We start from the raw sequence: 14,241 nt of genomic DNA, 5'->3' as shown, positions 1-14,241 counted from the left end.
ACTCTCCCGGGCGCGTTCTCCCGGCTCTCCGCCGGAAGCTCCCCAGGCCTCCCAGGCGACTTCCCGGGAAGCTGCCCTGGCTCTTCCAGGCGGCTTCCACCGGCGGGCATGGAAAGGGCCGCGCGGACGGCCGCGCGGCCCTTTCCAGACGGTTACCTACAGGTACTGGCCGGTGTTGGCGACCGTGTCGATCGAACGGCCGGCCTCGGTGCCCTGCTTGCCGGAGACCAGCGTGCGGATGTAGACGATCCGCTCGCCCTTCTTGCCGGAGATGCGGGCCCAGTCGTCGGGGTTGGTGGTGTTGGGCAGGTCTTCGTTCTCGGAGAACTCGTCGACGCAGGCGGTGAGCAGGTGTTGCACCCGCAGACCCTTCTGGCCGCTCTCCAGGAACTGCTTGATGGCCATCTTCTTGCCCCGGTCGACGATGTTCTGGATCATCGCGCCGGAGTTGAAGTCCTTGAAGTAGAGGACTTCCTTGTCACCGTTGGCGTACGTCACCTCGAGGAAGCGGTTCTCCTCGCTCTCGGTGTACATGCGCTCGACCACACTCTGGATCATGCCGTGGATCGTCGCCTCGCGGGAGTCGCCGTGCTCGGACAGATCGTCGGGGTGCAGGGGGAGCTCCGCCAGCAGGTACTTGGAGAAGATGTCCTTGGCCGCCTCGGCGTCGGGCCGCTCGATCTTGATCTTCACGTCCAGGCGGCCCGGCCGCAGGATCGCGGGGTCGATCATGTCCTCGCGGTTGGAGGCGCCGATCACGATGACGTTCTCCAGGCCCTCGACGCCGTCGATCTCCGACAGCAGCTGAGGGACGATGGTGTTCTCCACGTCGGAGGAGACGCCCGAGCCTCGGGTGCGGAAGATCGAGTCCATCTCGTCGAAGAACACGATCACCGGGGTGCCCTCGGAGGCCTTCTCACGAGCCCGCTGGAAGACCAGGCGGATGTGCCGCTCGGTCTCGCCGACGTACTTGTTGAGCAGCTCCGGGCCCTTGATGTTGAGGAAGAAGCTCTTGCCGGACTGGCCGGTCTTCTCCGCGACCTGCTTGGCCAGGGAGTTGGCGACCGCCTTGGCGATGAGCGTCTTGCCGCAGCCGGGCGGGCCGTAGAGCAGCACGCCCTTCGGGGGACGGAGTTTGTGCTCGCGGAACAGGTCGGCGTGCAGGTAGGGCAGCTCGATGGCGTCCCTGATCTGCTCGATCTGCCGCATGAGCCCGCCGATCTCCTCGTAGGAGATGTCGGGGACCTCCTCGAGCACGAGCTCTTCGACTTCGGACTTGGGTATGCGCTCGTAGACGTAGCCGGAGCGGGGTTCGAGCAGGAGCGAGTCACCGGCCCTGATGGGCTGGCCGACCAGCGAGTCGGCCAGTCGCACGACGCGCTCCTCGTCGGCGTGCGAGATGACCAGGGCCCGCTTGCCCTCGTCCAGCAGTTCCTTGAGCATGACGATCTCGCCGACCTCTTCGTAGCCGAGCGCCTCGACCACGTTGAGTGCTTCGTTGAGCATGACCTCCTGGCCACGCCTCAGCGAGTCGACGTCGACGGCGGGGCTGACGTTCACCCGGAGCTTGCGCCCTCCGGTGAACACCTCGATCGTGCCGTCTTCTCGGGCTTCAAGGAAGGTGCCGAAGCCGGACGGCGGCTGAGCCAGCCGGTCGACCTCCTCCTTGAGAGCGACGATCTGGTCCCGGGCCTCCTTGAGTGTGGCCACCAGGCGCTCGTTCTGGCCTGTCACGGCCGCGAGATTCGCCTGTGCCTCATGGAGACGCTCTTCGAGGACTCTGGCCTGACGGGGTGACTCGGCCAGCTTCCGCCTCAGCGCGGTGATCTCCTCCTGGAGGAAGGAGACCTGTGTTGAAAGATCAGCGACCTCCCGTTCGCGCTGCGCGGCTCGAGCCTCAGCATCATCGCGAGCTGCCACGCCCCGTCACCTCCTTCCCAGTCGAGGGCGACTACTAAGGACCTTACCTATCTCGGGCCCCTCCGTAACCTGGCCGGGCAGTGTTCATCGAGTGACATGCAGTATTCGGTGAATAATCCCCAATGGTGCGTTTAATACTCCCAGCATATGAACACGGCGATCTGTTCCCGTGTCACGCACCAACGCACCCTCGTGGCCAAATTGTCATAGTTCCTCGGTGGTTCCCTTCGGTCGGCGGCGTCGCGGTGGCGGCGTCACTCCGTCTGCCATGCGGCGGGCGCTGACGAGGAAGCCGGTGTGGCCGATCATCCGATGATCGGGACGAACCGCGAGCCCTTCGACATGCCAGTCGCGAACCAGGGTCTCCCACGCATGAGGCTCGGTGAAACACCCGTGATCGCGAATGGCCTCCACGGTCTTGGACATCTGGGTGGTGGTGGCGACATAGCAGCAGATGACGCCACCCGGCGTGAGGGCCTTGGCGGCGGCGTCGACGCACTCCCAGGGAGCCAGCATGTCGAGGATGACGCGGTCGACGTCGGCCTCGTCGATCGAGGAGACCAGGTCACCGAGGACCAGGCGCCAGTTGTCGTCCATGGGGCCGCCGAAGAACTTCTCCACGTTCTTGCGGGCCACCTCGGCGAACTCCTCGCGGCGCTCGTAGGAGGTGACGTGGCCCTCGGGGCCGACGGCGCGCAGCAGGAAGCAGGTCAGGGCGCCGGAGCCGACGCCGGCCTCGATCACCCTGGCGCCGGGGAAGACGTCGGCCATGCCGACGATCATCGAGGCGTCCTTGGGGTAGATGACGGCCGCACCGCGCGGCATCGCCAGCGTGTAGTCCTGCAGCAGGTGGCGGAAGGCGAGGTAGGCGGTGCCGCCGGAGGACCGCACGACGGAGCCTTCAGGCTGCCCGATCAGGTCGCTGTGCGGGATGGCGCCCTTGTGCGTGTGGAAGACGCCGTCCTGCTTGAGCGTGATCGTGTGGCGCTTGTTCTTGGGGTCGGTGAGCTGCACCTGATCCCCTGCCTGGAACGGCCCATGCCTGCGGAAACCCATGGCGGCAAGGTTATATGGGTTTCTCACGCGCGCGGACGCGCGGTATCTATGGGGGATGCTCCCGCGCGACGTGATCTCCACCGGTCCCCTGATCCTGCGAATGCCCGCCGACCCCGACGCCGAGGCGATCGCGCGCATGATGGACGACCCGGTCACCGCCCGGCATCTGCCGCTGCTGCCGTCGCCGTACCGGATCGAGGACGCCCGCGCGTACCTGAAGTTCGCCGAGGACAAGTGGGCGTCGGGCGGCGCGGAGTGGGCCGTCACCGAGGACGGCCGGTACGCCGGCGCGATCGGGGTCCGCCCGCCCGACCGCTGGGGCACGGCCGAGATCGGCTACGTGGTGGCGCCCTGGGCGCGCGGCAGGGGCGTGGCCGCCCGGGCCGCCAGGGCGGTGTCCGACTGGCTGGCCGACCACGGCGTGCACCGGGTGGAGCTGCAGGCCGAGGTGGAGAACGTGGCCAGCCTCAAGGTCGCGCTCAGGGCCGGGTTCCGCGAGGAGGGCCGGCGGCGCAAGGCCAAGCGGCTGCGCGACGGGCGGTGGGCCGACCTGGTGTCCTTCGCTCGGATCGCCGGGGAGCCGGCGGCGGCCGAGGAGCCGTACCTGCCCTTCTTCGACGGCGGCGAGCTGACCGACGGCGTGGTGCGGCTCGTGCCGCTCGCGGTGGAGGACGCCCCGGAGTACCACCGGATGATGTGCGACCCGAGCGTGACCGCCTACTCCCTGACCCCGCCCGCCTCCCTGGAGGAGGACGAGCAGCGCTGCCGCTGCACCGCCTACTGGTGGGTGACCGGGCAGCGGATCGAGCTGGCGGTCAGGGACGCCGCCACCGGCACATTCGCCGGGCACCTCCAGCTCATGCAGGTCGTCCCCGTGCTCGGGCAGGCCATGATCGGCTACTCGCTGGTGCCGGGCTTCCGCGGCAGGGGGTTCATGACCCGCGCGGTGCGGCTGCTGGTCGACTGGGCGTTCGCGCGTACCGCCCTGCACCGGGTCGTGGCCGGCACCGACGTGGTGAACACGGCCTCGCACGCGGTGCTGGAGCGTGCCGGTTTCAGCAGGGAGAGCCTCCACCGGGAGCTGTTCCCGAAGCCGGACGGCACGCGGGCGGACGACGTGGAGTGGGTGCGGCTGCGCCCGTCGTGAAGTGCTCGACCGGCTCTGCCTGCGAAATGCGGAAAAATCGCAATTTCCTGTTGAGGGGTAGTCAAGAGCCGCGTCGGGGGTGATACTCCGGGGCACCGTTCGGAGTTTCGCGTGATCGGGCCGCGCGATCTCTTCCCCCTCCACCCGAGGGAATCACCGCGATGCCAAACAACCGTGTCGATATCGCCATGCGCGAACTCATCACCGCGTTCTCCTGTCTGGAGGTCGCCGACGCGATCGATCGGCTCGCCCGCGCCGCGGCGGCCGTGGCGGGCACCGCGTACGCGGGGTTCGTCCACGTGGACGTGCTGCGGCGGGACGCCCGTCCGCTGCACGTCCACGCGCCGCCGGGAGACCCGCTGCGGGTGCGGTGGTGGTTGTCGGGGTCCGGGGTGCTGAAGGAGCTGGCCGCCGCGGAGGGGGCGCTACGGCTGGCGCGGGACGAGACGATGGGCGAGCCGGGCTTCCTGGCCGTGCCGGTGCCGGCGCAGGTCCGCGACCACACGTTCGTGTGGGTGGCGGGACGGGGGTTCCAGGAGGGGGACGAGCACCTGCTGAGCCGGTTCGCGACGGCGGCGGGGCGGGCCGTGGAGGGGGCGCGCGGGCTGGAGGCGGCCGTGCGGCTGCTGCGCGGCGTACGCACCTTCCGACCCAGCTGACCCTCCGGCCCGACTGACCCTCCGGGACGCCCCCTCCGGAACGGCTGCTCCATCACGACGGCCCCTTCTGGACGGCCGACCCATGGGAACCTTTGGGACGGCCCGGATCCCGCCATCGGAGAGGGTCGCGAACCCGGTCCCACCATTTCCAGAAATGTCGCCCAGTACCCGCTAAATATCCTTACTCGCCGCCCCGACAATTTCCATTCAGCCGTTCGACACCGGGCATTCCTGGCGCATTTCCCAAAAGATTCTTCCGGAAACACGAACGCCCGCACCCGGGAAACAGGTGCGGGCGGACGGGTGCCGGGTTCAGCCCCGGTGGGCCTCGAAGCGAAGGGTGCGGGAGACGCCCACGCGGACCGTCGTGCCGGGGGCGATGGTGACCGGCTCGTTGGGCGGGATGTCGTAGAAGTTGGGGTCGCCGGGCGGCTGGATCTGGGTGCCGTTGACCGAGCCCAGGTCGACCAGGTTGACGTCCCAGCCGTCGAGGGCCACCCGCAGGTGGCGGCGCGAGACCGAGCCGTCGGGGCTGGTGACCTTGGCGGGCCTGGCCGAGCCGCCCGCCACCTCGGGCGCGCGCTCGGGGTCACGGCCCAGCAGGTAGTCGCTCTCCAGCGGCAGCGCCGTGCCGTCGTCGAGGATGAGCACCCCGAGCGAGGGCCGCGGCCCCTTGTACGGCACCAGCGTCCGCTGCACCAGGGCGATGCCGCAGACGGCGCAGTAGGGCACCCTGGGGTCGTTGAAGTGGTCGTTCTTGCAGTCGACCCCGTAGACCAGCGGGCGGTCGCCGTGATCGCCCTGCTGCTCCTGCGGCGGCGGCCCCGGGTGGTCGAAGTGCTCCGGCGGGCCGAGCACGGGCGGGGCCGGCTGGTCGAAGTGATCGGGCGGGCCCATGTGCTGCTGCGGCTGGTCGGCCATGCCGCTGCCGGACGGCGGCAGCTCGTCGTAGGACGGGAACTGCTGCTGGGGCTCGGGGTGGGGCTGCTCCTGCGCGGGCAGGAAGGGAGGCTGGTCCTGGGGCGGCAGGTACGGCGGCTGCTCGTGCCCGAACGGGGGCTGCTCCTGCCCGAACGGCGGCTGCTCGTGCCCGAACGGCGGCTGGTCCAGCGACGGAGGGCCGGAGTGGTGGGGACCGGAGTGGGGACCGGGCTGGGGGCCCGGGTGCGGGACGCCGGCCTGCGCGCCCGAGGGCGGGCCCTGGACGAGCGGCGGCTGGTCGGCCAGCGGGTAGGGAGGCCGCTCGACCGGCCGCTCGGGCGGCGGGGCCAGGTCGGGCTCCATGTGCAGGGCCGTGTTGGGCATCTCGCTGGTGAGCGGCCTGGACCGGTCGGCCGCCTGCCCCTGCGGACGGACGTGCGACGGCTGGTCGGTGAGGTCGCCGATCAGGCCGCCGCCGTGGACGACGCCGCCCTCGAAGCCGACCGCGGGATGCGGGCCGCCGGCGCCGGGCAGGGTGAGCTCGACACGCTCGACCGGGCCGCTGATCAGCCGGTCGGCCCAGGTCAGGGAGTCGCTGCCGGCCAGGCGGGTCTCGCCGCCGGAGGTGCTGACCGAGGCCGAGGCCGAGCCGCTGACCAGCACGGCCACGCCGCCGCCCACCGGACCGGCGACCGCGCACGTGGCCGGGTCGCCCGCCATGTTGGCGGCCAGCACCTGCGCCGCGCGGCGGGCCAGCGCCCGGCCGTCGCCGCCGGAGGCCGCCGTCTCGCGCAGCGCCTCGATCAGGCCGTCGGCGGCCGCCTCGCCCGCGTCGCACACCAGCAGCAGCCCGCCGATGTAGGCGACCAGCCCGTCGCCGGGAAGGGGACGCACCACTCCGAAGCCCTGGCCGCTCATGCGCCCTCCCTCATGACTACCGTGCTGCGCTCATCGGTGCCCTCGCTGCGCTCGGTCACTCAACTCTCCTCCCGGAAGCCGGCGATATTACGGCACCCGCACTGCCGTGCCGGCCACCAGCCATACGCATACCCAGACGACGACGCCGTGTCGCGGCCCAGGCGTCTCGATTCGGTGAACCGGTGGACCACGACCAACCCGTCAACTGTGCAAGTTCAGCCAAACAGAAGACTATCGGCCTGCCGTCCTGGCATCGAAATCGCCGGGCTACGGGAAGTGGCCGGACAAGACCTTAGCCGCAAACGCGCCGGGCATGTCAGACCCCGGTGAAGACGCGGTTTACGTCGGCGGTGGCGAGCACGCCGTAGATCTCGCCGCCGTGCTCCACCAGCAGGTACTCCCCCGCGGGGGCCGAGCGCATGGCGTCGATGAGCGGCTCGCCGGTCAGGTCGGCGGCCAGCACCATGGTCGGTTCGAGCGCCTTGGCCAGCGAGCCCACGTCGACCCACGGGCGCCGGTGCTCGGGGGTGGCCTGGACGGCGGCCTCGTTGACGATGGCGACCGGCCGTCCGTCGTGGTCGACCACCACCAGGGCGCCCGCCCGCTGATCGGCGGCCTGCCGCAGCGCCTCGGCCAGCGGCGTCTCGGCCGCCACCGGGATCGCCCTGCGGGCCAGCGCCCGCGCGTTGACCTGCGGGATGCGGGCGCGGATGCGGGCCACGCGCAGCGACTGGGTGGCGCCCATCCAGATGAAGGAGGCCAGCACCACCGGCCACAGCAGCTCGACGGGGTCGAACTCCTGCCCGCTCGTCATCGACGTCGCGAACGGCAGGACGACCAGCAGCACGGCCAGCACGCGCCCGCCCCAGGCGGCCACGACCGTGCCGGAGCCGGGGTTCCTGGTCAGCTTCCACACGCCCGCGCGCAGCATCCGGCCGCCGTCGAGCGGCAGGCCGGGCAGCAGGTTGAACACGCCGACGATGAGGTTGGCCACCCACAGCTGCCAGATGAGCACCTCGGCGATGCCGCCGTCGTTGATCACGTACGTGTCGGCGAGCAGGCCGAGCCCGGCCAGGCCGAGCGACAGGGCCGGCCCGGCGGCGGCGACCAGGAACTCCTTGCCCGGCGTCGGCGGCTCCTTCTCGATCTCCGACACGCCGCCGAGGAAGTAGAGGGTGATCCGGCGCACCGGCAGGCCGAACATCTTGGCCAGCACGCTGTGGGCCAGCTCGTGCAGCAGCACCGAGACGTAGAGCAGCACGGCGAAGACGAAGGCCACCGCGTAGGCGACGGTGTTGTCCAGCTCGGGCAGCATGTCGCGCATGCGGGGGCCGAACATGACGGTGATGAAGGCCGCGACGATGAACCACGTCCAGGAGACGTACACCGGGATGCCGAAGGGCCGCCCCATCCGAAGGCCGGGGAACTCCTGACGCGGGCTCTGCTCGCTCACCGCACTCCTCGTACGTCCATTACGTGCTGTTGCTGCCTCGATGCTACGCGCCCGATCACGTGATCCTCGTCCCGGCGAGGGTTATTCTGTCGGGCTCTTGACCTAGAGTGCGGTGCATGACGTTGACCGAACCGGTGATCATCGGAGCTCTCTCCCCCTCCCGGGCAGGCGATTTCATGACCTGTCCCCTGCTCTACCGGTTCCGGGTCATCGACCAGCTGCCCGAGAAACCCTCCCCCGCGGCCGTGCGCGGCACCGTGGTGCACGCCGTGCTGGAGCGGCTCTACGACCTGCCAGCGCCGCGCCGGTCGGTGCAGGCGGCGCTGGAGCTGCTGGAGCCCCAGTGGCAGCGGTTGCTGCAGGAGGACGAGCAGTACGCGCGGATGTTCGCCGACGACGCCGAGCAGGCCGAGTGGCTGGCGCAGGCGCGGGCGATGCTGGAGCGCTACTTCACACTGGAGGACCCGACCCGGCTGGAGCCCGCCGAGCGCGAGCTCTACGTGCAGGCGGTGCTGGAGGGCGGCCTGATGCTGCGGGGCTACGTCGACCGGCTCGACGTGGCGCCCACCGGCGAGGTCCGGGTGGTCGACTACAAGACCGGCAGCGCGCCCGGCCCCGACTTCGAGGCCAAGGCGCTGTTCCAGATGAAGTTCTACGCGCTGGTGCTGTGGCGGCTGCGCGGGCAGGTGCCCCGGCTGCTGCAGCTGGTCTACCTGGGCGGGCGCGGCGAGGTGCTGCGTTACGCCCCCGACGAGGCCGACCTGCTGGCCACCGAGCGCAAGGTGATGGCGCTGTGGACGGCGATCGAGCGGGCGCTGGAGACCGGCGAGTGGCGGGCGCGCCGCAGCCGGCTGTGCGACTGGTGCGACCACCAGGCGCTGTGCCCGGAGTTCGGCGGCACCCCGCCGCCGGTGCCCGACCGCCAGCCCGGCGACACCGTGCGCAGCAACCGGCGCGCGGCCACCGACGAGCTGTAGCCCCGGCCTGTAGCCCTGGGCCCGTAGCCCTCCGACAGGCCGCTCCTTATCCTCCGAAGGGAGGAGTTCCAGGCTCTCACCTGGGCCTACAGTGAAGCGGTGCGGATCGACCGACCCCTGTTCCACGACACGGCCCTGGCCGTCGTGGTGGCCGCGGCCTCGGTGACGCTCTTCCTCCTCTACGGGCCCGAGCGCCTGGAGCCGGCGGAGCTGACGGCGGGGAGCATGCGCGCGCCCGACGGGCTCGGGGCGGCGCTGCTGGTGCTGGCCGCCGCGCCCATCGCGGTGCGCAGGCGCTGGCCGCTGGCGGCGCTGTGCGCGGGCCTGATCCCCGAGACGGCGCTGACCGCGCTGGGTTACGGCACCGGCGCGTCGGGGGTGTCCAGCCTGGTGCTGGTGTACTCGGTGGCCTCCAACCGGGGGCTGGCGGTGGCGCTGGGCGGGCTGCTGGTCTCGCTGCTGACGTACGCGGTGGGGGCGCTGGCCGGCCCGGTCACGCCGCCGGGCGCGAGCGGGCACGTGGTGGCGGTCCTGGTGCTGCTGGCGGTCTGGGGGGCGGGCAGGAGCCTGCGGCTGCGGCGGGCGTACCTGGAGGAGCTGCGCGACCGGGCGGCCAGGCTGGAGCGGGCCCACGCGGCCGACACGCGGGCCGCGCGGGCCGAGGAGCGCTCGCGCATCGCCCGTGAGCTGCACGACGTGGTGGCCCACCACGTGAGCGTGATGACGGTGCAGGCGGCCGCGGCGCGGCGGGTGCTGGCCGCCGATCCCGACCTGGCGCGGGAGGCGCTGTCGGCGATCGAGAACACCGGGCGGCTGGCCATGTCCGAGATGCGCAACATCGTGGGCGTGCTGCGTACCGACGCGCGGGCCGAGCTGGGGCCGCAGCCGGGCGTGGGCGATCTGCCGGGTCTGGTGGAGCAGATGCGTGAGGCGGGGCTGCCCACGCGGCTGCACGTGGAGGGCGAGCCGCGGCCGTTGCCCGCCGGGGTCGACCTGGCCGCCTACCGGCTGGTCCAGGAGGGGCTGACGAACAGCCTGCGGCACGCGGGGGCCGGGGCCGAGGCGGTGGTGACCGTCTCGCACGCCCCCTCGGGCCTGGACGTACGCGTCGAGGACGACGGCAGGGGCACCGCGCCGGCGGCCGACCGGCCGGGCCACGGCCTGGTCGGCATTCGCGAGCGGGTCGCACTCTATGGTGGAATTCTGAACATCGGTCCGCGACCGGGGGGCGGTTTCGAGGTGCGGGCGAGGTTCCCGTTGAAGGACGGCCAATGACGATCAGAGTGCTGCTGGTGGACGACCAGCCGCTGCTGCGCACGGGATTTCGCCTGATCTTGGAGGCCGAGTCCGACATCACGGTGGTCGGCCAGGCCGGCGACGGCAAAGGCGCGATGGAGCAGACCAGGGCGCTGCTGCCCGACGTGGTGCTCATGGACATCCGCATGCCGGGCATCGACGGCATCGAGGCGACCCGCCGGATCGTGCGGGAGGCCGCGCCCACGGCGCACGTGCCGAAGGTGCTGGTGCTGACCACGTTCGACCTCGACGAGTACATCGTGGAGGCGCTGCGGTCGGGGGCCTCGGGCTTCCTGCTGAAGGACGTGCCTCCCGACGAGCTGGTGCAGGCGATCCGGGTGGTGGCGGCGGGCGACGCGATCGTGGCGCCGAGCGTGACCAGGCGGCTGCTCGACCGGTTCTCCAAGCGGCTGCCCTCGGCCTACGAGCAGGCCACGCCGGCCCGCCTCGACCGGCTGACCGAGCGGGAGCTGGAGGTGCTGCGGCTGATCGCCAAGGGCATGTCCAACGCGGAGATCGCGGCCAAGCTCGTGGTGAGCGAGACGACGGTCAAGACGCACGTGGGCAACGTGCTGACCAAGCTGGGGCTGCGCGACCGGGTGCAGGCCGTGGTGCTGGCGTACGAGACCGGGCTGATCACGCCCGGCGCGATGTCCTGAGGCCGCTACCCTCGACAGGATGTCCCGAGGCCGCCGCCCCGGCAGGAGGGCGGCGGCCGCAAGGTCTCAGGCCCGGGTCAGGCCCAGGTCAGGCCCGGATCAGGCCTGCGTCGCCGCGGCGGTCGCGGCGGCGGGCGCCTTCTCCGGGAAGTGGCAGGCCACGCGGTGGCCGCCGGCCAGCTGCTCCAGGGGCGGCTCGACCGTCTTGCAGATCTCCTGCGCCTTCCAGCAGCGGGTGTGGAAGCGGCAGGCGGGCGGCGGGTTGAGCGGGCTCGGCACGTCGCCGGTGAGCCTGATGCGCTCGCGTTCCTTGCGCACCTTGGGGTCGGGCACGGGCACGGCCGACAGCAGGGCGTTGGTGTAGGGGTGCATCGGCGAGTTGTACAGGCTCTTGCGGTCGGCGATCTCGACGATCTTGCCCAGGTACATGACCGCGACCCGGTCGCTGATGTGGCGCACCACCGACAGGTCGTGGGCGATCACGACGTAGGTCAGGTCGAGCTCGTTCTGCAGGTCCTCCAGCAGGTTGACGACCTGGGCCTGGATGGACACGTCGAGCGCCGAGACCGGCTCGTCGGCGATGATGAGCTTGGGCTTGAGGGCGAGCGTGCGGGCGATGCCGATGCGCTGCCGCTGACCGCCGGAGAACTCGTGCGGGTAGCGGTTGTAGTGCTCGGGGTTGAGCCCGACCAGGGCGAGGATGTCCTGGACCGCCTTCTTGACGCCGTTCTCGGTCTGCACGCCCTGGATGCGGAACGGCGCGCCGACGATGGTGCCGACGGTGTGGCGGGGGTTCAGGGACGAGAACGGGTCCTGGAAGATCATCTGCATGTCGCGGCGGAGCGGCCTGAGCCTGCCCTGCCCCATGTGCGTGATGTCCTGGCCCTCGAAGACGACCTTGCCACCGGTCGGCTCGAGGAGCCTGGTGACCAGGCGGCCGGTGGTGGACTTGCCGCAGCCGGACTCCCCCACCAGGCCGAGCGTCTCGCCCTTGAAGACGTCGAAGCTGACCCCGTCGACCGCCTTGACGGCGCCGACCTGCCGCTTGAGCAGGCCCTTCGTCACCGGGAAGTGCTTCTCCAGCCCCTGGACGGAAAGAAGCGGCTCGTTCGCGGTCACCGTCTCGCTCACTGGCTCTCCAGCACTGGCTTGATCTCGTTCTCCCACAGCTCCCGCCGCTCCGTCCTGGTCATGTGGCAGCGCACCAGGTGGCCGCCCTCGGTCTCGATCAGGCCGGGCACCTCACTGCTGGACTTGCCCCCGGTGCGCTCGGCGTAGGGGCAGCGGGGGTGGAAGGCGCAGCCCGGAGGCACGTTGATCAGGGACGGCGGCGAGCCCTTGATCGGCAGCAGCCGTTCGGTGGGCTCCCGGTCGAGGCGGGGCATCGATCCCAGTAGACCCCATGTGTAGGGGTGCTCGGGACGGTAGAAGATGTCGTCGGCGGTGCCGTACTCGATGCACTTGCCGCCGTACATGACCAGGATGTCGTCGGACAGCTCGGCCACCACGCCCAAGTCGTGGGTGATGATGATCAGCGCGGAGTTGAACTCGCGCTGCAGGTCGACCATGAGGTCGAGGATCTGGGCCTGCACCGTCACGTCGAGCGCGGTGGTCGGCTCGTCGGCGATGAGCAGTTCGGGGTCGCACGACAGCGCCATGGCGATCATCGCGCGCTGGCGCATGCCGCCGGAGAACTCGTGCGGGTAGGAGTCGACGCGGCGCTGCGGCTCGGGGATGCCCACGCGGCCCAGCATGTCCACGGCGTGCTTCTTGGCGACGGACTTGGACACCTTGTGGTGGATCCGGTACGCCTCGACGATCTGGTCGCCGACCGTGTAGAAGGGGTGCATCGCCGACAGCGGATCCTGGAAGATCATCGCCATCTTCTTGCCACGCAACCCGCGCACGTGCTCCTGCGAGGCGCCCACGAGCTCCTCGCCGTCGAGCCAGATCTCGCCCGAGACGTTGGCGCCCTTGCCCTTGTGCAGGCCGAGGATGCCGAGGCTGGTCACCGACTTGCCCGAGCCGGACTCGCCGACGATTCCGAGGGTCTTGCCGCGTTCGAGGCTGAAGGTCAGCCCGTCGACGGACCTGACCAGGCCGTCGTCGGTCGGGAAGTGGATCTTCAGGTCCTTGACGTCGAGGAAGGGACTCACGCCAGCCTCACTCTCGGGTCAACGACCGCGTAGAGCAGGTCGACGATCAGGTTGGCCAGGATGATGAAGGCCGCCGCGACGATCGTGACGCCCATCACCTGGGGAAGGTCGTTGTTGCTGATGGCGTCGACGGCGTACTTGCCGATGCCGGGCAGCGAGAAGGTGCTCTCGGTCAGGACGGCGCCGCCGAGCAGCAGCCCCAGGTCGAGGCCGAACATGGTGACCACGGGGGTGAGCGTGGCCCGCAGCCCGTGTTTGAGCACCACCTTCCGCTCGGGCAGGCCCTTGGCCCTGGCCGTGCGGATGTAGTCCTCCGACATGGTCTCCAGCATGCCCGCGCGGGTGAGGCGGGCGTAGCCGGCGGCGTACAGGAAGGCGAGCGTCACCCAGGGCAGCATGAGGTTGTTGGCCCAGGTGAGCGGGTCTTCGCTGATCGGCACCCAGTCGGCCACGTCGCCGACCAGCCCGAGCTGGTCGCGGAAGATGGCCAGGGAGACGATGCCGGTGAAGAAGATCGGCAGCGAGACGCCGGCCAGGGCGATGCCCATGGACAGGCGGTCGAAGAAGCTGCCGCGGCGCAGCGCCGACAACACGCCGGTGGCCACGCCGAAGATGACCCACACGACGGCCGCGCCGAGCGCCAGCGACAAGGTGATCGGCAGGCGGTTGAGCAGGTCGGGCAGGACCGGGTTCTGGCTGACGTAGCTGTAGCCGAAGCAGGGCGCCGGGCAGTGCTCGATGCCGGGGCCGTAGTTGCGGTCGACGCCGACGAAGATGCCCTGCACGAAACGTCCGTACTGGACCAGGATCGGGTCGTAGAAGCCGAGGCGCACAGCCGTGTCGTGGATCACCTCGGCGTTGGCCGCCTTGCCCACGTACCGGGAGGCCAGGTCGTCAGCGGACATCCCAGCGAGCCGAGGCACGAGGAAGAAGATGGCGAACGTCGCGATGCTCACCACGAAGAGCAGCATGACGGCCGCTATCAACCGTCTGAGAATGTATGTGAACACTGATCTCGGCGCAGATGGTGTTCACGACGCACGACGCGTCGCTGCTGCGTCCGCTCGCGGGCGGGGAAC

The 14,241-nt window shown here is 70.5% G+C and carries 12 protein-coding genes; 5 read left to right on the top strand and 7 right to left on the bottom strand.

From position 1 onward, the window contains the following. Positions 1-156: 156 nt before the first annotated feature. The gene (gene arc / locus ABZ444_RS48320) at positions 157-1,920 is read right to left on the bottom strand and encodes a proteasome ATPase (protein WP_357706964.1); all 1,764 of its coding nucleotides are present in this window, start codon (positions 1,918-1,920) and stop codon (positions 157-159) included. Between the two features lie 204 nt (positions 1,921-2,124). Continuing rightward, positions 2,125-2,976: a tRNA (adenine-N1)-methyltransferase gene (locus ABZ444_RS48315; RefSeq protein ID WP_125642614.1), complete on the bottom strand. Its 852-nt coding sequence runs from the start codon at positions 2,974-2,976 to the stop codon at positions 2,125-2,127. Positions 2,977-3,031: 55 nt separating this feature from the next. Between ABZ444_RS48315 and ABZ444_RS48310 the strand changes: the two genes are divergently transcribed. Next, the gene (locus tag ABZ444_RS48310) at positions 3,032-4,123 is read left to right on the top strand and encodes a GNAT family N-acetyltransferase (RefSeq protein WP_358011347.1); all 1,092 of its coding nucleotides are present in this window, start codon (positions 3,032-3,034) and stop codon (positions 4,121-4,123) included. Positions 4,124-4,284: 161 nt separating this feature from the next. Next, the gene (locus tag ABZ444_RS48305; RefSeq protein WP_358011345.1) at positions 4,285-4,782 is read left to right on the top strand and encodes a hypothetical protein; all 498 of its coding nucleotides are present in this window, start codon (positions 4,285-4,287) and stop codon (positions 4,780-4,782) included. A 312-nt stretch (positions 4,783-5,094) separates the two neighbouring features. Here the strand turns inward: ABZ444_RS48305 and ABZ444_RS48300 are convergent, their stop codons facing one another. Both ABZ444_RS48300 and ABZ444_RS48295 read right to left on the bottom strand, forming a co-directional pair. Further along, positions 5,095-6,621, bottom strand: coding sequence for an FHA domain-containing protein (locus ABZ444_RS48300; protein ID WP_358011343.1), 1,527 nt, complete (start codon positions 6,619-6,621; stop codon positions 5,095-5,097). Between the two features lie 316 nt (positions 6,622-6,937). Beyond that, entirely contained in the window at positions 6,938-8,074 is a 1,137-nt protein-coding gene (locus ABZ444_RS48295; protein ID WP_358011341.1) for a site-2 protease family protein, read from the bottom strand. Between the two features lie 116 nt (positions 8,075-8,190). Between ABZ444_RS48295 and ABZ444_RS48290 the strand changes: the two genes are divergently transcribed. From ABZ444_RS48290 to ABZ444_RS48280, 3 genes are all read left to right on the top strand, one after another. Continuing rightward, positions 8,191-9,051, top strand: a complete 861-nt coding sequence (locus ABZ444_RS48290) for a RecB family exonuclease (RefSeq protein WP_358011338.1) — start codon at positions 8,191-8,193, stop codon at positions 9,049-9,051. Positions 9,052-9,150: 99 nt separating this feature from the next. Further along, a complete protein-coding gene (locus tag ABZ444_RS48285) occupies positions 9,151-10,326 on the top strand; it encodes a sensor histidine kinase (RefSeq protein WP_358011335.1) in 1,176 nt (391 codons plus the stop codon). Then, on the top strand, positions 10,323-11,006 hold the full coding sequence (locus ABZ444_RS48280; protein WP_358011332.1) for a response regulator transcription factor: 684 nt from the start codon (positions 10,323-10,325) through the stop codon (positions 11,004-11,006). Before ABZ444_RS48285 ends, ABZ444_RS48280 begins: the two co-directional genes overlap by 4 nt. Positions 11,007-11,105: 99 nt before the next feature. Here ABZ444_RS48280 and ABZ444_RS48275 read toward each other — a convergent pair whose 3' ends face one another. The 3 genes from ABZ444_RS48275 to ABZ444_RS48265 are packed head-to-tail and all read right to left on the bottom strand — an operon-like array spanning position 11,106 to position 14,172. Further along, positions 11,106-12,137, bottom strand: coding sequence for a dipeptide ABC transporter ATP-binding protein (locus tag ABZ444_RS48275; protein WP_358011330.1), 1,032 nt, complete (start codon positions 12,135-12,137; stop codon positions 11,106-11,108). After that, positions 12,134-13,162 carry an ABC transporter ATP-binding protein gene (locus tag ABZ444_RS48270; RefSeq protein ID WP_357977283.1) on the bottom strand — a complete coding sequence of 343 codons (1,029 nt, stop codon included), beginning with the start codon at positions 13,160-13,162 and terminating at the stop codon, positions 12,134-12,136. Before ABZ444_RS48270 ends, ABZ444_RS48275 begins: the two co-directional genes overlap by 4 nt. Next, complete coding sequence (locus tag ABZ444_RS48265; RefSeq protein WP_352364030.1) at positions 13,159-14,172, bottom strand: ABC transporter permease; 1,014 nt, start codon at positions 14,170-14,172, stop codon at positions 13,159-13,161. The genes ABZ444_RS48270 and ABZ444_RS48265 overlap by 4 nt, the downstream gene beginning before the upstream one ends. Positions 14,173-14,241 lie beyond the last annotated feature (69 nt).

Source organism: Nonomuraea sp. NPDC005730 (assembly GCF_040630865.1).
Lineage (GTDB): Bacteria > Actinomycetota > Actinomycetes > Streptosporangiales > Streptosporangiaceae > Nonomuraea.
Note: the sequence above shows the minus strand (reverse complement) of the source record. Positions and strands in the feature narration are given on the sequence as shown.

Excerpts from the sequence above, each read along its gene's own strand:
- ABZ444_RS48280 (WP_358011332.1), top strand. The coding sequence starts at position 10,323 with ATGACGATCAGAGTGCTGCTGGTGGACGACCAGCCGCTGCTGCGCACG.
- ABZ444_RS48290 (WP_358011338.1), top strand. The coding sequence starts at position 8,191 with ATGACGTTGACCGAACCGGTGATCATCGGAGCTCTCTCCCCCTCCCGG.
- ABZ444_RS48315 (WP_125642614.1), bottom strand. The coding sequence starts at position 2,976 with ATGGGTTTCCGCAGGCATGGGCCGTTCCAGGCAGGGGATCAGGTGCAG.
- ABZ444_RS48300 (WP_358011343.1), bottom strand. The coding sequence starts at position 6,621 with ATGAGCGGCCAGGGCTTCGGAGTGGTGCGTCCCCTTCCCGGCGACGGG.
- ABZ444_RS48305 (WP_358011345.1), top strand. The coding sequence starts at position 4,285 with ATGCCAAACAACCGTGTCGATATCGCCATGCGCGAACTCATCACCGCG.
- ABZ444_RS48310 (WP_358011347.1), top strand. The coding sequence starts at position 3,032 with ATGCTCCCGCGCGACGTGATCTCCACCGGTCCCCTGATCCTGCGAATG.